Origin of the sequence: Variovorax sp. YR750 (assembly GCF_900109805.1) — a bacterium.
GTDB lineage: Bacteria > Pseudomonadota > Gammaproteobacteria > Burkholderiales > Burkholderiaceae_C > Variovorax > Variovorax gossypii.
Genome location: NZ_FOBJ01000010.1, coordinates 199,836 through 223,390, shown reverse-complemented (window position 1 = coordinate 223,390; position 23,555 = coordinate 199,836). Strand labels below are relative to the sequence as shown.

Here is a 23,555-nt window from a genome sequence, read left to right as displayed (position 1 = left end):
GCTGCAGATGGCGAAGAGCGACGGCACTGCCACGACTCCCACATCCCCCGAAGGCGAGGCCGCGCCGCGCCGTCGCACCAAGGCCCCCGAGACGCGCGCCGGCGCGCTGATGGATGCCGCCGAGCGCCTCTTCATCGAAAAGGGCATCGCCACCACCAGCATCGACGAGATCGCGGCCGGTGCGCAGGTGGCCAAGGGCACCTTCTATCTGTACTTTCCGTCGAAGGAGGCGCTGCTCGGCGCGCTGCAGCAGCGCTTCGTCGACAGCTTCTGCGCGCGGCTGCAGGAGGCCATGGATCGCCATCGGCCAGACAACTACCACGCGCGCCTGAAGGCCTGGGTGGAAACGGGCCTGGAGACCTACCTCGACAACGTCGCGCTGCACGACGTGGTGTTCCACGAATACAGGCCCGAAGACCGCCGCATGCGCAACGACAACGCGGTCATCACGCAGCTGGTCACGCTGCTGAAGCAGGGCGACGGCGCCGGCTTCTGGGACGTGGAGGATCCGACCCTCACGGCCGTGATCCTCTTCAATGCGCTGCACGGCGTGGCCGACGACTCGGTGGCGATGGGCCAGACCGGCGCGGCGGAGCGCAAGCGCCGCGCGCGGGCGCTCACGAAGTTCCTGGGGCAGGCGCTGCATCCCGCCGAGGACGACAGCGCCGACTGACCGACAGGGTCAGGAGCGGATCAGGATCGGATCAGAGCTTGTAGAAGCGCTTGATCGCGTTCCACGCGTCTTCCGGCGCGTCGACGTACTCGAAGAGCTTCACGTCGCCCGGCGAGATCACGCCTTCGTCGACCAGGAAGTCGAAGTCGATCAGCCGCTTCCAGTAGTCCGAGCCGAACAGCACGATCGGCACCGGCTTCGACTTCTTCGTCTGCACCAGCGTGATCACCTCGAAGAGCTCGTCGAGCGTGCCGAAGCCGCCCGGGAACGCCACCAGCGCCTTCGCACGCATCATGAAATGCATCTTGCGGATGGCGAAGTAGTGGAACTTGAAGCTCAGCGCCGGCGTAACGTAGGGGTTGGCTTCTTCTTCCATCGGCAGCGCGATCGCCAGGCCGACCGACAGGCCGCCGCCCTCGTGCGCGCCGCGATTGGCCGCCTGCATGATGCCGGGGCCGCCGCCGGTGCAGATGAAGAGCTTGTCCTGCGGCTCCTTGCCGTTGCTGTACTCGGCCACCAGCTTGCCGAAGGCGCGCGCCTTCTCGTAGTAGTGCGAGTTGCGCGCCAGCCGGCGCCAGCGCTCGGACGCCGTGGTGTCGCCGCCGAGCTCGGCCTGCGCGATCATGGCCGCGGCGTCTTCCTCGCTGCGGAAGCGCGCGCTGCCGAACACCACCACGGTGTTCTCGATGCCGTGGGCGCGCTGCTCGATGTCGGGCTTCATCAGCTCGAGCTGCATGCGGATGCCGCGCGTCTCGCGGCGCAGCAGGAACTCGGGGTCGGCGAAGGCGAGGCGCGAAGGATCGGGATCGAGCGGAAGGCCTTGGTCCGCATGGGTCTGGAGCGTGGCCCAGGCATCGGCCAGGCGCTTGTCGTGAAGGTTGTGCGTGTTGTTCATGGAGAAAGCGGACAGGTTGACCAAGGTGATTGTGCAGCGTCGCAACCATCGTGCCCAACGCGCGGCAGATGTCCCGGAAACGAAAAAGGCTCCTTGCGGAGCCTTTTTCGGGGTGGTGGTCAGCCGGTGGAACCGGGACTCAGACGCGCTTGCGGTATTCGCCGGTGCGCGTGTCGATTTCGATCTTGTCGCCTTGCGACACGAACAGCGGCACGCCGATTTCGAAGCCGGTGGCGATCTTGGCGGGCTTCATGACCTTGCCCGAGGTGTCGCCCTTGACGGCCGGCTCGGTCCAGGTGATTTCGCGCTCGACGCTGGTGGGCAGTTCGACCGAGATGGCCTTGCCTTCGTAGAACACCACTTCGACAGCCATGCCGTCTTCGAGGTAGTTCAGGGCGTCGCCCATGTTCTCGGCTTCGACTTCGTACTGGTTGTATTCGGTGTCCATGCAGACGTACATGGGGTCTGCGAAGTAGGAGTAGGTGCACTCCTTCTTGTCGAGCACGATCTGGTCGATCTTGTCGTCGGCCTTGAAGACCACTTCGGTGTTGAAGTTGGCGATCAGGCTCTTCATCTTCATGCGCACGGTGGCGGAGTTGCGGCCGCCGCGGCTGTATTCGGTCTTGAGGACGACCATCGGGTCCTTGCCGTGCATGATGACGTTGCCGGCGCGGATTTCTTGAGCGATTTTCATATCAGGGTCTCTGGATGTTGGCCGCTCGGTGCGCGGGGCCTTCGGCTGCCGTCTCGATGTGTGTTTCGACGTTCGCCGGGATGTCTGGCCCCGCGGTACATGTCCCGCGGCAGGTTTAGCGGAAGGGCACCCCGGATCGGTGAGATCCGGGCCGGAATCCGCAAAGCCAACTATTTTAGCTTTTTTGGGCGATGAATTTCCGCAGTTGGGTGACCAGGTCTTCCTGCGCGAGCAGCCGCGCGCGGGCGTCCCGGGCCGTTTCCAGCCACGGGCCCTGCATTTCCGGCTCGGGCAGGGCGCCGTTGCCGAAGCCGTTCCACGCGTGGTGAAAAAGCCTCAGCGAGGGCGGCGCACCGAGCCAGTCGAGCCAGGCGTTCAGCTTGACGTGGTGGGCGTCGTCGTCCTGGGGGTAGATCTGCCAGACCAGCGGCGCCCCGGCCCAGAGGGCACGCACCAGCGAATCCTCGCCGCGCACGAAGTTCAGGTCGCAGGCCCACAGCAGGTGGTCGAAATCGGGCTGCGTGAGATAGGGCAGGTATGAAATTGATAGCGCGCCGCGGCCGTGGGGCAAGGGGGCGTCGGCGAAAAGAGCCTGAACCGCCTGCGCAGCGCGCCCCGCCGTCACCAGCAGTCGCGTGGGTTGTCCGCTTTCGGCGAGGCGAGCCAGCAGACCGGCCAGCGCAGGGGGCTCGTAGCAGAAGAGGGAGACGAGGCGCTCGTTTTCCTGCCAGAGGATCTGCCGCGCCGCCAGCCAGGATGCGCGATCGAAGCCTGCCCTGCGCTCCATCAGGCCGGGTTCGCGCAGCAGGCCGCCGGTGGCGGTCGTGAAGCCGGGATAGAAGAAGCGCTTGGTCAATCCGGCGCCGGGGCCCTTGAACACCGGCGAGGGCAACCCGTGCAGCCGCTCGACGTACGGCTCCGCCGACAGGTATTCGAGGTTGATCCAGGCAATGCCCGGCCGCTCGGCGAAACGGGCGATCAGTTCCGGTGCTGGCTCGCAGCCGAAGCCTTCGATCAGCACGTCGGGCGCCGGCTGCGCCACGGCCGCCCGCAGCGCCGCGGGGTCGAGCCAGTCGATCACTTCCACGCCGTCATGGCCCGAGGGGGCCATCCAGCCCAGCGCCGCGGCGTCGTCGACCCACAGCCGCACCTGTTCGCCGAGCCCGGCCAGCTGGGAGGCCAGCCGCCAGCACACGCCGAGGTCGCCGTGGTTGTCGATGACCTTGCAGAAGATGTCCCATCGCATGGATTGCATGGTCGCGAGTGTGCCCGCGTTCGCGGATGGCGCTTGCTATGCTGTCCGGACAACCACCACCGGAGAGAGAACCCATGAGGATGAAGACCTTCCGTGCCGCGAAAACCGTGCTCGCCGTCTCCCTGGCGCTTTGCGGCATGGCCGCCGCCGTGGCGCAGACGCAGACTCCGCCGTCGCTCACGCCGCAGCAGCAGCGTTTCCACGACATCTACAAGGAGCTGATCGAGATCAACACCACCCATTCGGTGGGTGACAACACCGCGGCGGCGCGGGCCATGGAAAAGCGTCTGGTCGAAGCGGGCTTCGCTCCGGGTGACATCCAGATCTTCGAGCCCTTCCCCAAGAAGGGCAATTTGGTACTTCGCTTCAAGGGCGACGGGAGCAAGAAGCCGCTGCTCCTGCTGGCCCACATCGACGTGGTCGAGGCCCGCCGCGAGGACTGGAAGACGGATCCCTTCAAGCTGCAGGAAACCGGTGGCTATTTCACCGCGCGCGGCGCCATCGACGACAAGGCGATGGCAGCGGCGCTGGTCTCGGTAGTGGGTCAGCTGAAGCAGGAAGGCTTCAAGCCCAAGCGCGACCTGATCCTGGCGTTGACCGCCGACGAGGAACGCGGTGACGCGCTGAGCAACGGCGCCTTCTGGCTCATCAACAACAAGCCCGAGCTGCTGCAGGCCGAGTTCGGCATCAACGAAGGCGGCGGCGGCGAACTGCGCGGCGGCAAGCCCAACCTGCACCGGATGCAGGTGGCCGAGAAGATGTACACCACCTACATGCTGGAGGCGCGCGACGTGGGCGGCCACAGCTCGGTGCCGACGAAGAACAACCCGATCTACGCGCTGTCGGCCGGCCTGGAGCGGCTGGGCAACTACAGCTTTCCGGTGAAGCTCGCCGATGTCACCAAGACCTACTTCGCGCGCAGCGCACCGTTCGCCACCGGCCAGCTCGCCGAGGATATGCGCGCCGTCGGCAACGGCAACCCCGACCCGGCGGTGATCGAGCGCATGTCGGCCAACCCGGCCTACAGCGCCCAGTTCCGCACCACCTGCGTGGCGACGATGGTGCAGGCCGGCCACGCCGAGAACGCATTGCCGCAGTCGGCCAAGGCCACGGTCAACTGCCGCATCCTGCCGCACGACGACCCCGACGAGGTGGAGCGCCTGCTGACCCAGGCCATCGGCAACGACAAGATCGTGGTGCGCAACATGGGCAAGCCGCTGCGCAGCCCGGCCTCGCCGCTGAACGGCGACCTCGTGAAGACGGTCGAGTCGATCACGCAGCAGATGTGGCCCGGCGTGCCCGTGGTGCCCGCGATGAGCACCGGCGCCACCGACAGCCGCTTCATGCGCAATGCCGGCATCCCGATGTACGGCGTGACCGGCATGTTCCTGGAGCCGTCCGACGCGCGCGCCCACGGCCTGGACGAGCGCATCGAGATCCAGCGCCTGTACGACGGGCGCGAGTTCCTTTACCGGCTGGTCAGCGAGCTCGCGAAGTAAGTCGCACAGGGCACCCTCAGGGCCGCGAGGGCCCTGCGGGCTCTCAGGGCGTGAAGGTGTCGCCCAGCACGATGCCTTCGCGCCGCGGGTCGGCGCCACCGCTCAGCACCGGCTTGCCGCCGACGTTGGTGCGGATGATGGTGCTGATGCCGCTGGATTGGGCCGACGTCACCACCGTGTGACCCAGTGCGCGCAGGCCGGTGACCAGCGCGTCGTTGTTGCCGCTGCTGCTGGTGTCCACGTTCGGATGCTCGCCGCCCACGTTGGTGTTGACGCTGTTGGACGCGCCGAAGTCGACCAGCGACGTGGCCTGCTGCGCATCGAGTTCCCAGTCGAGCGCGCCGACCAGCGTCTTCACGACGTACTGGATGATGGTGCCGCCGCCCGGCGAGCCGGTGCCCATGACGAACTCGCCCATGCTGCCGTCGGCGTTCTTCCTGAACACCAGCGTCGGCGCCATCGTGCTGCGCGGGCGCTTGCCGGGGGCGACGCGGTTGGCCACCTTGACGCTCGGAGTCACGCTGGTGTCGTCGGGGTTGGACGCAAAGTCGGTCAGCTGGTTGTTCAGCATGAAGCCCTGCGTCATGTGATACGAGCCGAGCGTGGACTCCACCGTGGTGGTCATCGAGACCACGTTGCCCTGCTTGTCGACGATGGTGAAGTGCGTGGTGCCGTGCTCCTCGGTCTTGTCGATGCCCAGCGGCACCGAGCCGAGGTTGCCGGCCTGGGCGACGCCCATGCTCTTCGTCAGGCTGATGAGGCTGGCCCGGCTCTGCAGGTAGGGCTTGTTGATCATGGTGTCGACCGAACCGCCCGGCAGCGGCACGAAATCGGTGTCGGCCACGTACTTGTCGCGGTCGGCGTAGGCCAGGCGCTCGGCCTCGCTCACCAGGTGCACGCCCATCACGGTCGGCCTGCCGCCCTCGATGTCGATGGCAGTCGGCTTGTACAGACCCAGGTTGAAGGTCTCGAGGATGCCCAGGCTGGCCACCACGGCAATGCCGCCGGAGGAGGGCGGTGACATGCTGCAGACGTAGTAGTCGCGATAGGTGCCGCAGACCGGATCGCGCCGCTTGGCCTTGTAGTTGGCCAGGTCGGCCATCGTGGTCATGCCAGGCGTGATGGCCGAGCCGTCGTTCGCCGCGGTCGTGATGCCGATCTTGTCGACGATGCCCTGCGCGATGTCGCCTGTGTAGAAGGCGCTGGCACCCTGCGTGGCGATCGCGTTCAGCGTTTTCGCATATGCCGGGTTCTTCAGCTTCGTCCCCAGCGCCTTGGGCGAGCCGTCCGCATTGAGGAAGTACGCCGTGGCTTCGGCGTCGCGCTTGAGGCTGGTGGCCGACGAGGAGATGGCGGCGGCCATGCGCCCGCCGATCGAGAAGCCGTCGGAGGCCAGCGTGATGCCGTAGCCGAAGAGGTCCTTCCACGGCAGCTTGCCGTGGTCCTGGTAGGCGATGTCGAGCATGCGCACCGCGCCCGGCGTGCCGATGGAGCGCCCGCTGGCGCGTGCCCCACCGGGCTTGGGTGCCGTGGTGTCCGCGCCGGTCGGGTCGATGTAGCGCAGGTAGTTCTCATTGGCCGCGGCCGGAGCGGTCTCGCGGCCGTCATAGGCCTGCACCTTCTTCGTGGCCGCGTCGTAGTACAGCATGAAGGCTCCACCGCCCAGGCCGCTCGATTGCGGCTCGACCAGGCCGAGCACGGCTTGCACCGCCACGGCCGCATCGACCGCGCTGCCGCCGGCCTTGAGGATGTCGCAGCCGGCGCGCGTGGCCAGCGGGTGGTTGGCGACCACCATGTAGTTCTTCGCGTACACCAGCTTGTGGCCGGGCACGTAGCCCGAGGCAGGTTCGGGCGCTGCCGGATCGCCTGCGTCGCCCGAGCCGACCACCACCGAGGAGCCGCCGCTCGGGATCAGGCAGCCGGTATCGGGCGCGGCCGGTGCCGGCTGGTTCGCTGCGTTGATCGCGGCGATCGCCGCAAGCGTGGCTGCCGTGTTCTGTGCGTCGTTGTTGGAGCCGCCGCCGCAGGCCGTGAGGCTCAGCGAGAGCGCGACAGGCGTGAGCGCCCACCAGACGCGTCTGTTGTTGCTTTTCTTCATGGAGAGTCCCGAGTAGGTTTTTAGAAAGAACACGGGCGCTCCTCGCGCCCGTGCCTCATCTTCAGCACATTTCGTTCCAGCCGCGTCGGGGTTTGCGCTCAGACGGCCGCCGGGCCCCATGCCGCGCGCCACAATAGCCGCCATGTCAGACGTGCATTCCGAACAACTGCTCAGCGAAGTGGCGGCCCTGCCGCAACTGCCCGGCGTGTACCGCTATTTCGACGCGGCCGGCGCGGTGCTCTACGTGGGCAAGGCGCGCAACCTGAAGAAGCGGGTTGCCAACTACTTCCAGAAGAACCACGGCGGCACCCGCATCGGTCACATGATCTCGAAGATCGTGCGCATGGAGACCACCGTGGTGCGCTCGGAGGCCGAGGCGCTGCTGCTCGAGAACAATCTCATCAAGACGCTCAAGCCGCGCTACAACATCCTGTTTCGCGACGACAAGAGCTACCCCTATCTCAAGATCGCCTCGCACCAGTTTCCGCGGCTGGCCTATTACCGCGGCGCGGTCGACAAGAAGCACCGCTATTTCGGGCCGTACCCCAGCGCCTGGGCGGTGAAGGAGTCGATCCAGCTGCTGCAGAAGGTGTTCCGTCTGCGCACCTGCGAGGACACGGTGTATGCCAACCGCACGCGGCCCTGCCTGCTCTACCAGATCAAGCGTTGCAGCGGTCCGTGCGTGGGCCACATCGCGCCCGAGGCCTACGCGCAGGACGTCGCCAACGCCGAGGCCTTCCTGATGGGCGACACCCAGCTCGTGCTCTCCAAGCTCGAGCAGCGCATGACGGCGCATGCCGAGAAGCTCGAGTTCGAGCAGGCGGCCGAGCTGCGCAACCAGATGTCGGCGATTTCGCGCGTGCTGCACCAGCAGTCCATCGAGATCGCGTCCGACAAGGACGTGGACATCCTTGCCGTGAAGGTGCAGGGCGGCAAGGCCTGCGTGAACCTGGCCATGGTGCGCGGCGGCCGGCACCTGGGCGACCGGCCGTACTTTCCGGTGCACGTGGAAGACGCGGCGCAGATCCATCACGGCGAGCTCGATGACGAGGAGGGCGCGCCGCCCGCCGTCGCAGACCCGGTCGAGGTGCAGGTGCTCGAGGCCTTCATCGCCCAGCACTACATCGACGTGCCCGTGCCCGCCACGCTTGTGCTGAGCGAGCAGGTGAGCCGCGAGCTGATCGAGGCGATCTCGCAGCAGGCCGGCTCGCGCGTGACGGCGGTGTTCCAGCCGCGCGAGCAGCGCCGGCACTGGCTCGAGATGGCCGAGACCAACGCCAAGCTGCAGCTGGCCCGGCTGCTGGCCGAGGAGGGCTCGCAGCAGGCGCGCACGCGTGCGCTGGCCGATGCGCTGGAGCTGGCGTCGGACGACCTCGACAACTTCCGCGTCGAATGCTTCGACATCTCGCACACCGCGGGCGAGGCGACGCAGGCTTCGTGCGTGGTGTTCGAACACCACGCCATGCAGAACAAGGAGTACCGCCGCTACAACATCGAAGGCATCACGCCCGGCGACGACTACGCGGCCATGCGCCAGGTGCTGCACCGACGCTACGGCAAGCTGGCCGAGGCGATGGCGGCCGAGACCGATGCCTTGCCCCCGGGCGACGCCGAGAGCGACGGCAGCGAGGCGCCCGCGAAGACCCGGACCACCGCGCGCATGCCCGACCTGGTGCTGGTGGACGGCGGCAAGGGGCAGGTGTCGATGGCGCGCGAGGTGTTCGGCGAGCTGGGCCTGCCGCTGTCGCTGATCGTCGGGGTCGAGAAGGGCGAGGGCCGCAAGGTCGGGCTCGAGGAGCTCGTGTTCGCCGACGGCCGCGAGAAGGTCTACCTGGGCAAGGACTCGGCCGCGCTGATGCTGGTGGCCCAGATCCGCGACGAGGCGCACCGCTTCGCCATTACCGGCATGCGGGCCAAGCGCGCCAAGGTGCGGGTGGGCGGCAGCCAGCTCGAGGACATTCCGGGCATCGGGCCCAAGCGGCGCGCGCGGCTGCTGCAGCGCTTCGGCGGCATCCGGGGTGTGGCGGCTGCGAGCGTCGAGGACATCGCCTCGGTCGAGGGTATCGCCGCCGACCTGGCGGAAGAAATCTACAAGGCGTTGCACTGATCGCGCGACCCCCGCAGGGGGTTAACGCCGCCATGACACAATCAAGCGATGTTCTGGACGCTACCGACCATCATGACCTGGACGCGCATCGTCGCGATCCCTTTGATCGTCGGCGTGTTCTACCTGCCGATGGCCGAGCCGATGCGCAACCTGATCGCCACGGTCATGTTCATCGTCTTCGCCGCGACCGACTGGCTCGACGGCTTCCTGGCACGCCGGCTCAACCAGACCTCGGCCTTCGGGGCCTTTCTCGATCCGGTGGCCGACAAGTTCCTGGTGTGCGCCTCGCTGCTGGTGCTGGTGCACCTGAACCGGGCCGACGTGTTCGTGGCGCTCATCATCATCGGCCGCGAGATCGCCATTTCGGCGCTGCGCGAATGGATGGCGCAGATCGGCGCCAGCAAGAGCGTGGCGGTGCACATGATCGGCAAGGTCAAGACGACCGTGCAGATGATCGCCATTCCCTTCCTGCTCTACGACGGGCGCCTGTTCGGCGTGATCGACACCGGCGTCTGGGGCCAGTGGCTGATCTGGATCTCTGCCGTGCTCACCATCTGGTCGATGGTGTACTACCTGCAGAAGGCCATTCCGGAAATCCGGGCCCGTACCAAATGACCCCGGCAGCCGCGGGCCGCGGTGCGGGCTGGCTGCGGGCGATGCCGGCGGTCTTCGTGCTGATCTGGAGCACGGGCTTCATCGTCGCGCGCTACGGCATGCCGTATGCGCCGCCCCTCAAGTTCCTGGCCGTTCGCTTCGCGCTGTCGCTCGCGTGCTTCGCCGCATGGGTCGCGCTGGCGCGGGTCGAGTGGCCGAAGCAGCGCGCCCAGTGGGGGCACCTGGCCGTCACCGGCATCCTGATGCAGGCGGGCTACCTCGGCGGCGTCTGGGCCGCGGTGCGCGAGGGCATGGGCGCGGGGCTGGTGGCGCTGCTGGTCGGCATCCAGCCCGTGCTGACGGCCGTCTGGCTGTCTTTCACCGGCGGGCGCATTACGGGGCGCCAATGGGCCGGGCTGGGACTGGGCTTCGCGGGCCTGGTGCTGGTGGTGCTGCGCAAGCTGGGGCAGGGCGGCGAGGTCAGCGTGCAGACGATGGCGCTCGCGCTGATGGCGCTGGTGTCGATCACTGCGGGCACGCTCTACCAGAAGCGCTTCGTCGCGCCCTGCGACGTGCGCAGCGCGAGCGCCGTGCAGATGGCGGCTGCCGTGCTGGTCACCTTGCCGTTCGCGGCGCTGGAGTCCGACAGCATCCACTGGAACCTGCATTCGGGCGGGGCGATGGCGTGGTCGGTGCTGGCGCTGTCGCTGGGCGGCAGCTCGCTGCTCTACATGCTGATCCAGCGCGGCACGGCCACCGCCGTCACCAGCCTGCTCTATTTAGTACCGCCCTGCACGGCGGTGATGGCGTGGCTGCTTTTCTCCGAGCCGATCACGCTGGTGACGGTGTTGGGCATCGGGCTTACCGCTGTGGGCGTGAGCCTCGTGGTGCGCAACGGACGCTGAGCGGTCCGATCCTTCTTTTCTAGCGCCCGCCGGCCTTGCCCGGCTTCCAGGGCTCGCCGCGAAACTGCTCGACAAGGTGGTCGACCAGCAGGCGCACGCGCCGCGGCGTCTTCGGACGCCAGGGCGCGATCCAGTGGATGTCGGCTTCCGCCATCGCGTATTGCGGCAGCAGGCGCACGAGCTCGCCGCTGGCGAGTTGCGGCGCGATGTCCCAGAGGCTGCGCAGCATGATCCCGTGTCCGGCCAGGCACCAGTCGCGCACCATCTCGCCCGAGTTGCTGGCCAGCGCTCCCTGGACGCGCACACGCGCCGTGCTGCCGTCGCGCGCGTAGCGCAGGGTCCACACCGCGTGCTGGCGCTGGCTGGCGTCGCCGTTCTCGCGCGCGACCAGGCAGTCGTGCGAGGCCAGCGCCTCGACCGTGGCCGGCGTGCCGCGGCGCTTCAGGTAGTCGGGCGAGGCGGCGAGCACGCGCTGGTTGCGCGCGATGCGCCGCGAAATCCAGTCGGCCGCATGGCGCTGCTGCACGGCCCAGAGCCAGACTGCGCCGTCGTAGCCCTCGGCGCCGAGGTCGGGCAGTTGCTCGGTCAGCATCAGTTCGATCTGCAGCGCCGGGTGCCGGGCCTGGAAGGATGCCACCGCCGGCCCGAGCCAGCGCCGGCCGAAGCCGAAGGTGGCGGCCAGGCGGATCGTGCCGGTCAGCTCGTTCTGCCGCTCGCCGAGTTCGTTCTCGAGCGCGACGAAGCCGTCGAGCAGTGCCCGTGCGTGCAGGCAGACCGCCTCGCCCTCGGCCGTGGCGCTGAGGCGGCGGGTGGTGCGCTCGAACAGGCGCTGCCCCAGGCGCGCCTCCAGCGCACCGAGCCGCTTGGTGACGACGGAGGGCACGACGTCGAGCGTGGCTGCCGCGCCCGCCAGGCTGCCCTGGTCGCGGATCGCCAGCACCAGTGCCAGGTCGCCGCGGTCCATCGATGGTGGATTCATGCCAGATTGGAAAGTATGAATTGGCTGATTGTTGCTTGATGGCCGGCAGGGCGCAACGCACAATCGTCGCCGTGACGGCCTCTTTTCTTTCCTTCCCCACCTTCGACATCGAGCGAGACGGCGTGCGCATTCGCGGGCGCATCGGCGGGCAGGGGGCTCCCCTGTTGCTGCTGCACGGCCATCCGCAGACGCATGCGATCTGGCATCGCGTGGCACCCGCCCTGGCCGAGAAGTTCACGGTGGTGGCGCTCGACCTGCGTGGCTACGGCGACTCGGGCCGGCCGGCGGCCGATGCCGAACATGCTGTCTACAGCAAGCGCGAGATGGCGCTCGACGCGCTCGCCGCCATGCGGCACCACGGCTTCGACCGCTTCGGCGTGCTGGCGCATGACCGCGGAGCACGCGTCGCGCACCGGCTCGCGATGGACCATCCCGTGGCCGTCGAGCGCATGCTGCTGCTCGACATCGCGCCCACGCTCGCGATGTACGAGCAGACATCCGAAGCCTTCGCGAAGGCCTACTGGCACTGGTTCTTTCTCATCCAGCCGCCGCCGTTGCCCGAGGCGCTGATCGCGTCCGACCCCGTGCGCTACGTGCGCAGCGTGATGGGCGGGCGGCACGCCGGCCTCGCTCCCTTCGCGCCCGAGGTGCTGGCCGAGTACGAGCGCTGCGCCGCCATCGCAGGCACGGCCGAATCGATCTGTGAGGACTACCGTGCCTCCGCCACCATCGACCTCGAGCACGACCGCGCCGACATCGCCGCGGGCCGGCAGCTTGCGCTGCCGCTGCGCGTGCTGTGGGGCGAGCATGGCGCCGTGGGCAAGGCCTTCGACGTGCTCGCGCTGTGGCGCGAGCGTGCCGCCGATGTGTCGGGCCGCGCGCTGCCATGCGGCCACTATGTTCCCGAAGAGGCTCCGGACGAGCTGCTCGCCGAAGCCCTGGCCTTCTTTTCACCTTTGCAACAAGCACACGCAGGAGCCAATCCATGAGCACCCACAGAATCGCAGTCATCGCCGGCGACGGCATCGGCAAGGAAACCATGCCTGAGGGGGTGCGCGTGCTCGATGCTGCGGCGCGCAAGTTCGGCATCGACCTGAAGTTCGACTACTTCGACTTCTCGAGCTGGGACTACTACGAGAAGCACGGCCAGATGCTGCCCGACAACTGGAAGGACCAGATCGGCGGGCATGACGCCATCTTCTTCGGCGCGGTGGGCTGGCCCGAGAAGATTCCCGACCACGTGTCGCTGTGGGGCTCGTTGCTGATGTTCCGCCGCGAGTTCGACCAGTACATCAACCTGCGTCCCGCGCGCCTGATGCCCGGCATCATCGCGCCCGTGGTGCGGCGCGACGGCACGCCGCGCGAGCCCGGCGAGATCGACATGTACATCGTGCGCGAGAACACCGAGGGCGAGTACTCCAGCATCGGCGGGCGCATGTACCAGGGCACGCCGCGCGAGATCGTGGTGCAGGAAACGGTGATGTCGCGCGTGGGCGTCGACCGGGTGTTGAAGTTCGCCTTCGAGCTTGCGCAGTCGCGGCCGAAGAAGCACCTGACGAGCGCCACCAAGTCGAACGGCATCTCGATCACCATGCCGTACTGGGACGAGCGCGTGGCCGAGATGGGCAAGAGCTACCCCGACATCAGGCTGGACAAGTTCCACATCGACATCCTCACCGCCCACTTCGTGCAACGGCCCGACTTCTTCGACGTGGTGGTGGCGAGCAACCTGTTCGGCGACATCCTGTCGGACCTGGGGCCGGCCTGCACGGGCACCATCGGCATCGCGCCCAGCGCCAATCTCAACCCCGACCGCACCATGCCGTCGCTGTTCGAGCCGGTGCACGGCTCGGCGCCCGACATCGCCGGCAAGGGCATCGCCAACCCGATCGGCCAGATCTGGTGCGGCGCGATGATGCTGGAATTCCTGGGCCACAAGCAGGCGCATGACGCCATCCTGTCGACCATCGAGAAGGTGCTCGCGCCCCAAAGCGGAGCACCGCGCACCCCCGACATCGGCGGCAAGGCCAGCACCTCCGACCTGGGCAAGGCCATCGCCGATGCGCTTTGAGCCGCCGCGAAAAAGGACTTCACGAAACGCCCCTAAAATCGCGCGCTCCGCTGCTCGGCATGGCCTCGTGTCTTATTGACACCCTGCAGACCAGTGGTTGTAATCCTCGCTGGCAGCGCGCTGCCGAGGCGTCAGGCCTGCCAGGTTCTTGTGTCGCACCGTTTGCGGCCAGGTCGCAGCTGACGAAAGCCGACCAACTTTTTTTCTACAAGGGGCCCTTGTGAACAAGACCGAACTGATTGAGCACATCGCAAAGAACGCCGATATTTCCAAAGCCGCAGCGACCCGCGCGCTCGAATCCACCATCGGCGCCATTCGTACCACGCTCAAAAAGGGCGGCTCTGTTTCGCTCGTCGGTTTCGGCACTTTCGCAGTAGGCAAACGCGCGGCCCGCACCGGCCGTAATCCCCGTACCGGCGACGCTATTAAAATCAAGGCCGCCAAGATCCCGAAGTTCCGTCCCGGCAAGGCGCTCAAAGACGCGCTGAACTGAGGCGTTAGACTCGGAGAGTATTTCCGGTGGGGTGCTTAGCTCAGTTGGTAGAGCGGCGCCCTTACAAGGCGTAGGTCGGGGGTTCGAGCCCCTCAGCACCCACCACCACCCGATGCAAAGGCGAACCACAAGTTCGCCTTTTTTGTTGCCGTCCGACAGCCGTCGAAAAAGAGTGTTCAAGCATGTTTGATACCTTCCGCAAGTACAACAAAGTCGTGATGATTTTCTTGTTCTTGCTGATCATTCCCTCGTTCGTGTTCTTCGGTGTCGAGCGCTATCAGGGGTTCGGCCGCGACGAGAAGGTCGCACGCGTCGAAGGGCATGACATCACGAAGCCCGAGTGGGATCAGCAGCACCGCGTCGAGACGGACCGCATCCGCCAGCAGTCGCCCAACGTCGATCCGACGCTCCTGGAGTCCGACGCATTGCGCTATGCCACGCTGGAGCGCATGGTGCGCGATCGCGTGCTGGCCGCAGCGGCTGCCAAGGCCAACATGACGGTGTCCGAAGACCGCCTGTCGCGCATCTTTGCGCAGGACCAGGGCCTTGCCAGCTTCCGCACGCCCGACGGCAAGTTCGACCGCGAGGCCTTCCAGCGCGTGACCGGCCGCACGCCGGAGCAGTACGAGGCCTCTGTTCGTTCCGATTTGGCGACGCAGCAGGTGCTGCTGGGCATCTCGAGCACGGCCTTCACACCGCCGGCCCTGGCGGCCACCACCATCAACGCGTTCTACGACACGCGTGAGATCCAGGTCGCTCGCTTCACCCCCGACAGCTTTGCCTCGAAGGTGACGGTGAGCGATGCCGACGTCGAGGCCTACTACAAGGACCACACGGCACAGTTCCAGGCGCCCGAGCAGGCCAGCATCGAATACCTGGTGCTCGACCTCGATGCGGCGAAGAAGAACGTCGTCGTGAACGAGGCCGACCTCAAGACCTACTACGAGCAGAACGCCTCGCGCTTCGGCTCCAAGGAAGAGCGCCGCGCGAGCCACATCCTGATCACCGCGCCGGCCAGCGCGTCTGCCGCCGACCGCGAGAAGGCCAAGGCCAAGGCAGAGCAACTGCTGGCCGACGTGAAGAAGGCTCCCAGCACCTTCGCCGAAGTGGCACGCAAGAATTCGCAGGACCCGGGCTCGGCGGAGAAGGGCGGCGACCTCGACTTCGTGACCAAGGGCGCGATGGTCAAGCCTTTCGAGGATGCGATGTTCGCGCTCAAGAAGGGCGAGATCAGCAACGTCGTCGAGACCGAGTTCGGCTATCACATCATTCACCTGACCGACATCAAGCCGGCCGTGGTGCCTCCCTTCGAGCAGGTGCGCGCAACCATCGAGAACGACATGCGCTCGCAGCAGGCGACGCAGGAATTCGCGAAGGCCGCGGAGACCTTCACCGACGCGGTCTACCAGACGCCCGACAGCCTCAAGCCCGCGGCCGAGAAGCTCAAGCTCACGATCAAGACGGCCGACAACGTCGCGCGTACCGCGGCACCCGGCGCAACCGGCCCGCTGGCCAACCGCAACTTCCTGAACGCGCTGTTCGCCGCCGACTCGCTCGAGCGCAAGCAGAACACCGAAGCGATCGAAGTCGGCCCCAGCCAGCTCGCGTCGGGCCGCGTGACGAAGTACTCGCCGGCGCATCCGGTGCCGCTGGCCGACGTGAAGGACAAGATCCGTGCCCAGCTCGTCGCCGAACGTGCCGCCGTGCTGGCCAAGACCGAAGGCGAAGCAAAGCTCGCTGCCTGGACCGCGAAGGCCGATGGCGCGACCTTCGGCGCGCCCGTGACGGTGTCGCGTCGCGACGCGCAATCGCAGCCGCTGCCGGTCATCGATGCCGCGCTGCGTGCCGACCCCTCCAAGCTGCCCGTGCTCGTCGGCGTGGACCTGGGCGCGCAGGGCTACACGGTGGTGCGCGTGACCAAGGTCGTGCCGCGCACGCCGCCTCCGGCCGAACTCGCCAAGCAGGAGCAGTCGCAGGTCGGTCAGTCGATTGCTGCCGCCGAGGATGCCGCCTACTACAACCTCCTGAAGGACCGCTTCAAAGCGGAGATCCTGGTGCCGAAGCCGGCGGAGACGCTGCCGCCCGCCGCGCGCTGATACGCACGCGCGGTACGCCAGCAGACGCAAGGCCCGAGCCAATGGCTCGGGCTTTTTTCATGGGGCGCAGGCAGGTCGCACGAGGGACAACTTGCGCGTTGGCTTCTTGCCAGAATCCCGCCCATGGGAACCCTCTACCTCGTGCGCCACGGACAGGCCAGCTTCGGTGCTGCCGACTATGACAACCTGAGCGAACTCGGACACCGTCAGTCCGTGCGCCTCGGCGAGTACTGGCGCGAGCGCGGCATGAAGTTCGATGCCGTCATCACCGGCACTCTGAAGCGCCATCGCCAGACCTGGGAGGGCATTGCCAAGGGGCTCGGTCTCGAGCGCGACGACGTGCTTCCGTGGCCCGGCCTCAACGAGTACGACAGCGAGGCGGTCATCGCCACCATCCACGAAGGCAAGCTGGAGAAGCCCGATTCGCCCGAGATGTACAGGCACCACTTCCGCCTGCTGCGTGAGGGGTTGGGCGCGTGGATGCAGGGGAGGACGGCGCCGGTGGGAATGCCGAGCTATGTCGACTTTCTCGCCGGAGTGACGACGGCACTCGACCATGTGCGAGACAGGCATCACGGCGCGAAGGTTCTGGTGGTGTCGAGCGGAGGGCCGATCAGCACGGCAGTGGGGCATGTGCTGGGTACGAGCGCCGAGACGACGATCGAGCTCAACCTGCGCATCCGCAACACATCGGTGACCGAGTTCGCCTTCACGCCCAAGCGGCACATGCTCGTGACCTACAACACGCTGCCGCACCTCGATGGTCCGGCGTACGAAGACTGGATCACCTACTCCTGAAGACGGGCTGCGGCATCCGGCGTCAGGCCTGCCAGACGCCGTAGCCGGCCTTGCGCAGCGCGATGCCGAGGTCGACCTCCATCAGGCGAGCGTCCTCGTAGGTCATGGGGTTGTAGCGTTCGTAGAGTGCGGGCAGCAGTCGCAGGCCGAACTCCTGCACGAAGCTGTTGGCCTGGATGCCGGCCTTGTGCTTGTCGAAACGGATGTCGGGGTCCAGGCCGGTCATGCCGACGTAGACGAAAGGCTTGCCGAGCTGGTAGTCGGGGTTGGCGCGCCTGAAGCGGCCGTTGTTCCATACGCGGTCGTCCAGCTCGACCACATAGACATGATGCTTGGCGCGCGCCTTGCGGGGCATCACAGTGGCGGCCGTGCGCGCGGAGCGACACGGCCTTTTGCTTGTCTTGATCAGCTCTTGCGCTTGATCAGGCCGTAGATGAAGAGCAGCACGATCGCACCCAGCACCGAGGCAATGAAGCCCGCACCTTGGCCGGCGGTGTACCAGCCCAGCGACTGGCCGACGTACGTGACGATCAGTGAGCCTGCGATGCCGATGAGGGTTGTGACGATGAAGCCTGCCGAGTCGTCGCCCGGCTTGACCGCCCGTGCCACAAGACCTACGACGAACCCGATCAGGATGGTCCAGACGATGCTCATGAAGAATTCCTTTGGTTGTGGTGAAGGGGGAGTTGGCCGGAAGCCACGCCTGTCTGCGCGGGGCGCATTCATGATAGCGGAGCGATGTGCGTGCCAGCGAAGGCGGCGAACATCGAGCGGGCGCGTGGGAGTTTGTGCCTGACTTCGCGGCGCGTGCGTTGCGCGGTGTCCTACAAATCTGGTGCCGGCGAGCTTGGGCAGACCTGTGTTTGCAGGGCGAAATGTGGCTTTCGAGCTGTTTGATCGATGGCGCCAGCCAAAACGGCGATTTTTAACGCTACAATCGTAGGCTCTGCGGTGGCTGTAGCTCAGCTGGTAGAGTCCCAGATTGTGATTCTGGTCGTCGTGGGTTCGAGTCCCATCAGCCACCCCAAAAAATATCTCCTTGCTGCTATTGCGCAATAGCGGCATTCAAAGGATCTCGACGCCGGGCTTGTCCCGGCGTTGTCTTTTCCGGTCGCCGCATCTCCACTGCCCGCGCGCCGAAGACTCTTTTCCCATCCTGCCTGCATATAAGACGTCAACTGCGGCGTGCACTTTACGTTGCGAGTTGTTGCACTAATGCAATGCGCCGCCGTTTTTTTCGCCGGGTAAGGCACTTGTGGCAAATGTAAACTGAATTAAAATCGCCCCGTTTTCAATTCCAGGAGTCCAACAATGGCTTCGACCCTCGCCGATATCAATTCCCAGATCAAGAAGCATGACGAGCAGATTGCGCAATTGCGCAAGCAGGCCGAAGACCTGCGCAACCAGGAGCGCGCCGGTGTGGTCGAGGAGTTGCGCAGGAAGATTGCCGAATACGGTTTGACAGCTTCCGACCTGAAACTGGCTGGTCGTGCGGGCTCCGCCAAACGCAGCGCAGGCGCCGCGCCGACCAAGGCAGCCGCCAAATATCGCAGCCCTACCGGCGAAACCTGGTCCGGTGGCCGTGGCCGCAAGCCGCGCTGGGTGACTGAGGCGCTGGCCGCGGGCAAGTCGCTTTCCGATTACGAGATCAAGTAAGTGCCCCTGTTTTCCCTGGGCAGGTGCCCAATAAAAAAGCCCGCATGAGCGGGCTTTTTTATTGGGCGTTGAAGATGAAGGGGTGCGGCGCGCTCAGTTCACCATCACCAGTTTTCCTTTGACGCCGCGCGAACCCATGTGAGCGTATGCAGCCTTCAATTCCGCCATCGGCATCGTGCTGTCGATCACCGGTTTGATCTTTCCCTGGCCGTACCACTGTGCCAATTCCGCCATCATCTGCGCATTGGCCTTGGGCTCGCGTTTCGCGAAATCGCCCCAGAACACTCCGACGAGCGAAGCGCCTTTCAGCAGCGTCAGATTCAATGGCAGCGACGGAATCGGGCCGGATGCAAAACCGACCACCAAATAACGACCGCGCCATCCGATGGAGCGAAACGCAGGCTCTGCAAAATCGCCGCCTACCGGGTCGTAAATGACATCGGGTCCTTTGCCGTCGGTAGCGGCCTTGATGGCGTCGCGAAAACCGTTGGGCAGGGCGTGGGTCGTGTAGTTGATCGTCGCGTCGGCGCCAATAGAGCGGCAGAGCTCGCATTTCTCGTCTGTGGAGGCTGCAGCGATCACCTTGGCCCCGGCGGCCTTGGCGATCTGGATGGCCGCGGTGCCCACGCCGCCTGCTGCACCGAGCACCAGCACGGTCTCGCCGGCCTTGAGCTGTGCGCGATCCATCAGTGCATGCCACGAGGTGGCGTAGATCATGATGAAAGCTGCCGCGTCGACATGGCCGAAGCCTTCCGGCAGCGGCATGCACAGCGCCGCGGGCGCCAGCGTATGGGTGCCGAAGCCGCCGGTGCCGGAAAGGCAGGCCACGTTCTGCCCCACCTTGAGGTGCGTCACGCCTTCGCCGACCGCCTGGATGACGCCCGCGTACTCGGAGCCCGGCACGAAGGGCAGCGGCGGTTTCATCTGGTATTTGTTCTGCACGATCAGCAGATCGGGGAAATTCAGGCTGGCCGCCTTGATCTCGATGAGCACCTGGCCCGGCCCCGGGGTGGGGGTGGGCAATTCCTTCCAGGTCAGCGCGTCGACGCCAACGGGGTTCTCGCAAAGCCATGCGTGCATGCCAGGGTCTCCTTCAGACAAGTAATGTTGGGGCAATGAAGCGGGCGATGATAGGTGCCGCGGCGGGGTGGCCTTGTCCCTGCTGCGACGCACCCGAAGCCTACAATCCGGTGCATCCAGAAGCACCATGAAGATACTTATTTCCAACGACGACGGCTTCCAGGCGCCGGGCATCGTCGCACTGCACGAAGCACTCAAGGACATCGCCGAAGTCGAGGTGGTCGCTCCGGAGCACAACAACAGCGCCAAGTCGAATGCGTTGACCCTTGCGGCTCCGCTGTATGTGCGCGAGGCGCACAACGGCTTTCGCTACGTGACCGGCACGCCGGCCGACTGCGTGCACATCGCGCTCAAGGGCTTGCTCGACTACCGGCCTGACCTGGTGGTTTCCGGCATCAACAACGGCGCCAACATGGGTGACGACACCATCTATTCGGGCACCGTCGGCGCGGCGATGGAGGCCTACCTGTTCGGCATTCCGGCCATCGCCTTCTCGCAGATCGAGAAGGGTTGGGCGCATGTGGATGCGGCCGCGCAGGTGGCACGGCGGCTGGTGCAGCAGATCGAGCGTGAGCGCATGCTCGAAGGCGGCGCCTTCCTGCTCAACGTGAACGTGCCGAACCTATCTTTCGACGAACTGAAGCCCGTCAAGGTCTGCCGGCTCGGCCGGCGCCACGCGGCGGAAAAAGTGATCACGCAGGACAGCCCGCGCGGCGAGACCATGTACTGGATCGCCGGTGCTGGCGGCGCCAAGGACAGTGGCGAAGGCACCGACTTCCACGCCACCGCGGCCGGCCACATCGCGCTGACGCCATTGCAGATCGACCTGACCGACCACGCCAACCTTGGCCAATGGCGCGAGACGGTGGCCCGTCTCGGCAACTGACATGGCCACGCAGCGGCCCAGTTTCCCCGTCCGCCTGACACCCACCGCCTCGGCCGCCACGCGCGGGCGCATGCCCGCCGCGCCGGTCAAGCCCGTGGTGCCGTCCACGCCCTCGATGGCCTCCGACGCCGTGCGCGCGCGCATGGTGCAGAAGCTCGCCGCGCAGGGCATTTCCGACGCGCGCGTGCTGCGTGCGATGGGCACCGTGGAGCGGCATCGCTTCGTCGACAGCGCCCTGGTCAACCAGGCCTATGAAGACACAAGCCTGCCGATCGGCTTGGGCCAGACCATTTCGAAGCCCAACGTGGTGGCTCGCATGATCGAGCTGCTTATGGGCGCTCCCGCCCTCGCGGGAAAGCCCGACGCCAAGCTGGGCCGGGTGCTCGAGATCGGCACGGGCTGCGGTTACCAGGCAGCGGTGCTGAATCACGTGGCGACCGAGGTCTACAGCATCGAGCGTCTGCGCGGCTTGCACGAGCGCGCACGGGCCAATCTGAGGCACTTCCGGCTCGCGACCGTGCACCTGATGTTGGGTGACGGGATGATCGGCTATGCCAAGGGCGCGCCCTATGCCGGCATCATCGCCGCGGCAGGCGGCGAGGCGGTGCCGGAGGCATGGATCGAACAGCTTGCGGTGGGTGGGCGCATCGTCGCGCCGACCCATTCCGCGAAGGGTGGCCAAGCCCTTGTCGTCATCGACAAGACCCCCCGGGGACTGGAGCGTCTCATTCTTGAGGCGGTTCACTTTGTCCCCCTAAAATCTGGTATTGCTTGAAGGAATAACAAATGCAGGGTTTTGGCAATCGGAGTTGGTTCGCTGGCGTCACGTTGGCCTTTGTGCTCGTGATCGCGGGCTGTTCCACACCTCGCGGGCCGGCTCCAGTCGAAGACCGCGGCACGATGACGCGCGCTCCAGCCGCGACCGTGCCCGGCGGCCCGCCCATCACGACCGACGCCAACGGCAAGCCGCTCGCCGGCATCGAGAACTATGGCAAGCCCGGCTACTACGCCGTGCGTCCGGGCGACACCATTCGCCGCATCGGTATCGAGACCGGCCAGCGCTGGCAGGATCTCGTCCGCTGGAACAACCTCGACAACCCGGACCTGATCGAAGTCGGTCAGGTGCTGCGCGTGATTCCGCCCGCTGGCTCGGGAACGGTCGTTGCGACGGCTCCCGTGACGTCGCCGCCTGGCGCTGCTTCCCCCGACGGCGTCGTCACGAAGCCGGTGACGCCGCAGCCCGTGGTGGTGCCTACAACGCCATCCAGCGGCGCGACCAAGCCGACGGCTCCGGTCACGGCTTCACCGGCCAGCCCCGGCAGCGGCGGTTCGGGTGACGAAGACCTCGGGTGGATCTGGCCCGCGAGCGGTTCGCTGATCGCAGGCTTCGACGAGGCCAAGAACAAGGGCTACGACATCAGCGGCAAGGCGGGCGATCCCGTGCTGGCCGCCGCCGATGGTCGCGTGGTCTATGCGGGCGCGGGCCTGCGTGGCTACGGCAACCTGATCATCCTGAAGCACAACAACACCTACCTCACGGCATACGCGCACAACCAGACGCTGCTCGTGAAGGAAGACCAGTCGGTTCAGAAGGGCCAGAAGATCGCCGAAATGGGCAACAGCGACGCCGATCGCGTGAAGCTGCATTTCGAGATCCGCCGCCAGGGCAAGCCCGTCGATCCTTCGCGCTACCTGCCCAACCGGTGATGCCATGGCTGCCTCCCGCTCCCGCCGCACGCTGCTGCCTGTGCGCGGGTCGGCGGGCAGGGGCAGCATGCCCTCGGGCAACGGCCAGTCCGAATTTGACGGCGAGAGCGCGCATCCTCCTGAAGAAGACGTAGATCCGCCGACGGCGGATGCTCCGCTGCCCGCCAACGGCGCCGTGGGCGAGATGGTCGGGGGCGAGGGTGCCGATGCGCTGACCATCTACCTGCGCCAGGTCCGGCGCACCGAGCTCTTCACGCCTGCCGAGGAATACCAGACCGCATGCGCCGCACGCGCGGGCGACTTCGCCGCGCGGCAGTCGATGATCGAGCACAACCTGCGGCTGGTGGTCAACATCGCCAAGGGCTACCTGGGGCGGGGCGTGCCGCTGTCCGACCTCATCGAGGAAGGCAATCTCGGACTGATGCACGCGATCACCAAGTTCGAGCCCGAACGCGGCTTTCGCTTTTCCACGTATGCGACCTGGTGGATCCGCCAGTCCGTCGAGCGCGCGGTCATGACGCAGGCGCGCGCCATCCGGTTGCCGGTGCACGTGGTGCGCGAACTGCAGCAGGTGCTGAAGGCTCGCCGCACGCTCGAGGGTGATGCCGAATTCGTCGCGCACAGGCCGGACGGCGTGCGCGTGGAAGACATCGCCGCGCTGCTGGGCCGCGACGTTCAGGCGGTGGCCGATCTGCTGGCTCTCTCCGAGGCCCCGCGCTCACTCGACGCGGGCGATTCCCGGGGAGACGAGGGCTTCACGCTGGCCGACACCGTGGCCTCCGAGGACGAGCAGGGCAGCCCGACCGACGTGGCGCACACGCGCGAGGTGGAGCGCCTGCTCGACCAATGGGTGCATGCCCTCGACGCGCGCGAGCGCGAGGTGCTGGAGGGGCGCTACGGGCTGCACGACCGTGAGCCCGAAACGCTGGAGGTGCTGAGCGTGCGGCTGGGGCTCACGCGGGAGCGCGTGCGGCAGATCCAGAACGAGGCGCTGGCCAAGATGCGTCGCCAGCTGGCCCGTTCCGGCGTGGGGCGCGACGCGCTGTTCTAGGGCCATCCGGCCACGCTG

The 23,555-nt window shown here is 66.5% G+C and carries 23 protein-coding genes and 2 tRNA genes; 17 read left to right on the top strand and 8 right to left on the bottom strand.

The features are described from left to right. Nucleotides 1-7: 7 nt before the first annotated feature. On the top strand, nt 8-673 hold the full coding sequence (locus BMY35_RS21425; protein WP_093203423.1) for a TetR/AcrR family transcriptional regulator: 666 nt from the start codon (nt 8-10) through the stop codon (nt 671-673). A 31-nt stretch (nt 674-704) separates the two neighbouring features. On the opposite strand, the gene BMY35_RS21420 is transcribed toward BMY35_RS21425, so the two are convergent. From BMY35_RS21420 to earP, 3 genes are all read right to left on the bottom strand, one after another. Then, on the bottom strand, nt 705-1,568 hold the full coding sequence (locus tag BMY35_RS21420; protein ID WP_093203601.1) for an LOG family protein: 864 nt from the start codon (nt 1,566-1,568) through the stop codon (nt 705-707). 139 nt (nt 1,569-1,707) lie between these two features. Beyond that, entirely contained in the window at nt 1,708-2,262 is a 555-nt protein-coding gene (efp, locus tag BMY35_RS21415; RefSeq protein ID WP_093203421.1) for an elongation factor P, read from the bottom strand. Between the two features lie 175 nt (nt 2,263-2,437). Continuing rightward, nucleotides 2,438-3,517 carry an elongation factor P maturation arginine rhamnosyltransferase EarP gene (gene earP, locus BMY35_RS21410; protein WP_093203420.1) on the bottom strand — a complete coding sequence of 360 codons (1,080 nt, stop codon included), beginning with the start codon at nt 3,515-3,517 and terminating at the stop codon, nt 2,438-2,440. Between the two features lie 74 nt (nt 3,518-3,591). On the opposite strand from earP, the gene BMY35_RS21405 reads away from it, so the two are divergent. Continuing rightward, complete coding sequence (locus BMY35_RS21405; RefSeq protein ID WP_093203418.1) at nt 3,592-5,016, top strand: M20/M25/M40 family metallo-hydrolase; 1,425 nt, start codon at nt 3,592-3,594, stop codon at nt 5,014-5,016. Nucleotides 5,017-5,059: 43 nt separating this feature from the next. On the opposite strand, the gene ggt is transcribed toward BMY35_RS21405, so the two are convergent. Continuing rightward, a complete protein-coding gene (ggt, locus tag BMY35_RS21400) occupies nt 5,060-7,114 on the bottom strand; it encodes a gamma-glutamyltransferase (RefSeq protein WP_093203417.1) in 2,055 nt (684 codons plus the stop codon). 142 nt (nt 7,115-7,256) lie between these two features. On the opposite strand from ggt, the gene uvrC reads away from it, so the two are divergent. Genes uvrC through BMY35_RS21385 form a run of 3 tightly spaced genes read left to right on the top strand, consistent with a single transcriptional unit; the run spans nt 7,257 to nt 10,720 of the window. After that, a complete protein-coding gene (gene uvrC / locus BMY35_RS21395; RefSeq protein ID WP_093203415.1) occupies nt 7,257-9,221 on the top strand; it encodes an excinuclease ABC subunit UvrC in 1,965 nt (654 codons plus the stop codon). 48 nt (nt 9,222-9,269) lie between these two features. Next, the gene (gene pgsA, locus BMY35_RS21390; RefSeq protein ID WP_093203413.1) at nt 9,270-9,836 is read left to right on the top strand and encodes a CDP-diacylglycerol--glycerol-3-phosphate 3-phosphatidyltransferase; all 567 of its coding nucleotides are present in this window, start codon (nt 9,270-9,272) and stop codon (nt 9,834-9,836) included. Next, complete coding sequence (locus BMY35_RS21385) at nt 9,833-10,720, top strand: DMT family transporter (protein ID WP_093203412.1); 888 nt, start codon at nt 9,833-9,835, stop codon at nt 10,718-10,720. The genes pgsA and BMY35_RS21385 overlap by 4 nt, the downstream gene beginning before the upstream one ends. 19 nt (nt 10,721-10,739) lie before the next feature. Here BMY35_RS21385 and BMY35_RS21380 read toward each other — a convergent pair whose 3' ends face one another. Further along, the gene (locus BMY35_RS21380) at nt 10,740-11,699 is read right to left on the bottom strand and encodes a LysR substrate-binding domain-containing protein (RefSeq protein ID WP_093203410.1); all 960 of its coding nucleotides are present in this window, start codon (nt 11,697-11,699) and stop codon (nt 10,740-10,742) included. Between the two features lie 71 nt (nt 11,700-11,770). Here BMY35_RS21380 and BMY35_RS21375 point away from each other — a divergent pair, with 71 nt between their 5' ends. From BMY35_RS21375 to BMY35_RS21350, 6 genes are all read left to right on the top strand, one after another. Next, the gene (locus tag BMY35_RS21375; protein WP_093203598.1) at nt 11,771-12,688 is read left to right on the top strand and encodes an alpha/beta fold hydrolase; all 918 of its coding nucleotides are present in this window, start codon (nt 11,771-11,773) and stop codon (nt 12,686-12,688) included. After that, the gene (locus BMY35_RS21370; protein ID WP_093203409.1) at nt 12,685-13,770 is read left to right on the top strand and encodes a tartrate dehydrogenase; all 1,086 of its coding nucleotides are present in this window, start codon (nt 12,685-12,687) and stop codon (nt 13,768-13,770) included. The genes BMY35_RS21375 and BMY35_RS21370 overlap by 4 nt, the downstream gene beginning before the upstream one ends. Nucleotides 13,771-13,990: 220 nt before the next feature. Continuing rightward, nucleotides 13,991-14,263 (top strand): HU family DNA-binding protein, encoded by a 273-nt coding sequence (locus BMY35_RS21365; protein ID WP_007830705.1) that lies wholly within the window; start codon nt 13,991-13,993, stop codon nt 14,261-14,263. 29 nt (nt 14,264-14,292) lie between these two features. After that, nucleotides 14,293-14,368: transfer RNA gene (locus tag BMY35_RS21360), tRNA-Val, on the top strand. A 77-nt stretch (nt 14,369-14,445) separates the two neighbouring features. Continuing rightward, the gene (locus BMY35_RS21355) at nt 14,446-16,359 is read left to right on the top strand and encodes a SurA N-terminal domain-containing protein (protein ID WP_093203407.1); all 1,914 of its coding nucleotides are present in this window, start codon (nt 14,446-14,448) and stop codon (nt 16,357-16,359) included. Between the two features lie 123 nt (nt 16,360-16,482). Further along, entirely contained in the window at nt 16,483-17,157 is a 675-nt protein-coding gene (locus tag BMY35_RS21350; RefSeq protein WP_093203406.1) for a histidine phosphatase family protein, read from the top strand. Nucleotides 17,158-17,179: 22 nt separating this feature from the next. On the opposite strand, the gene BMY35_RS21345 is transcribed toward BMY35_RS21350, so the two are convergent. After that, nucleotides 17,180-17,512, bottom strand: a complete 333-nt coding sequence (locus BMY35_RS21345) for a hypothetical protein (protein WP_093203403.1) — start codon at nt 17,510-17,512, stop codon at nt 17,180-17,182. Between the two features lie 50 nt (nt 17,513-17,562). Then, nucleotides 17,563-17,811 carry a GlsB/YeaQ/YmgE family stress response membrane protein gene (locus tag BMY35_RS21340; RefSeq protein WP_126472780.1) on the bottom strand — a complete coding sequence of 83 codons (249 nt, stop codon included), beginning with the start codon at nt 17,809-17,811 and terminating at the stop codon, nt 17,563-17,565. Nucleotides 17,812-18,108: 297 nt separating this feature from the next. Here BMY35_RS21340 and BMY35_RS21335 point away from each other — a divergent pair. Both BMY35_RS21335 and BMY35_RS21330 read left to right on the top strand, forming a co-directional pair. Next, nucleotides 18,109-18,184, top strand: a tRNA-His gene (locus BMY35_RS21335). Nucleotides 18,185-18,468: 284 nt separating this feature from the next. Further along, the gene (locus tag BMY35_RS21330) at nt 18,469-18,813 is read left to right on the top strand and encodes an H-NS histone family protein (RefSeq protein WP_093203398.1); all 345 of its coding nucleotides are present in this window, start codon (nt 18,469-18,471) and stop codon (nt 18,811-18,813) included. A gap of 93 nt (nt 18,814-18,906) precedes the next feature. Here the strand turns inward: BMY35_RS21330 and BMY35_RS21325 are convergent, their stop codons facing one another. Further along, complete coding sequence (locus tag BMY35_RS21325) at nt 18,907-19,893, bottom strand: NADPH:quinone oxidoreductase family protein (RefSeq protein ID WP_093203395.1); 987 nt, start codon at nt 19,891-19,893, stop codon at nt 18,907-18,909. 127 nt (nt 19,894-20,020) lie between these two features. Here BMY35_RS21325 and surE point away from each other — a divergent pair, with 127 nt between their 5' ends. From surE to BMY35_RS21305, 4 genes are read left to right on the top strand one after another with little or no spacing between them, the layout of a single operon-like run. After that, on the top strand, nt 20,021-20,779 hold the full coding sequence (surE, locus tag BMY35_RS21320; RefSeq protein ID WP_093203393.1) for a 5'/3'-nucleotidase SurE: 759 nt from the start codon (nt 20,021-20,023) through the stop codon (nt 20,777-20,779). A 1-nt stretch (nt 20,780) separates the two neighbouring features. Next, nucleotides 20,781-21,554 carry a protein-L-isoaspartate(D-aspartate) O-methyltransferase gene (locus BMY35_RS21315; protein WP_093203390.1) on the top strand — a complete coding sequence of 258 codons (774 nt, stop codon included), beginning with the start codon at nt 20,781-20,783 and terminating at the stop codon, nt 21,552-21,554. 11 nt (nt 21,555-21,565) lie between these two features. Then, entirely contained in the window at nt 21,566-22,486 is a 921-nt protein-coding gene (locus BMY35_RS21310) for a peptidoglycan DD-metalloendopeptidase family protein (protein WP_093203388.1), read from the top strand. A 4-nt stretch (nt 22,487-22,490) separates the two neighbouring features. Then, nucleotides 22,491-23,537 (top strand): sigma-70 family RNA polymerase sigma factor, encoded by a 1,047-nt coding sequence (locus tag BMY35_RS21305; RefSeq protein ID WP_093203385.1) that lies wholly within the window; start codon nt 22,491-22,493, stop codon nt 23,535-23,537. Nucleotides 23,538-23,555: the final 18 nt, after the last annotated feature.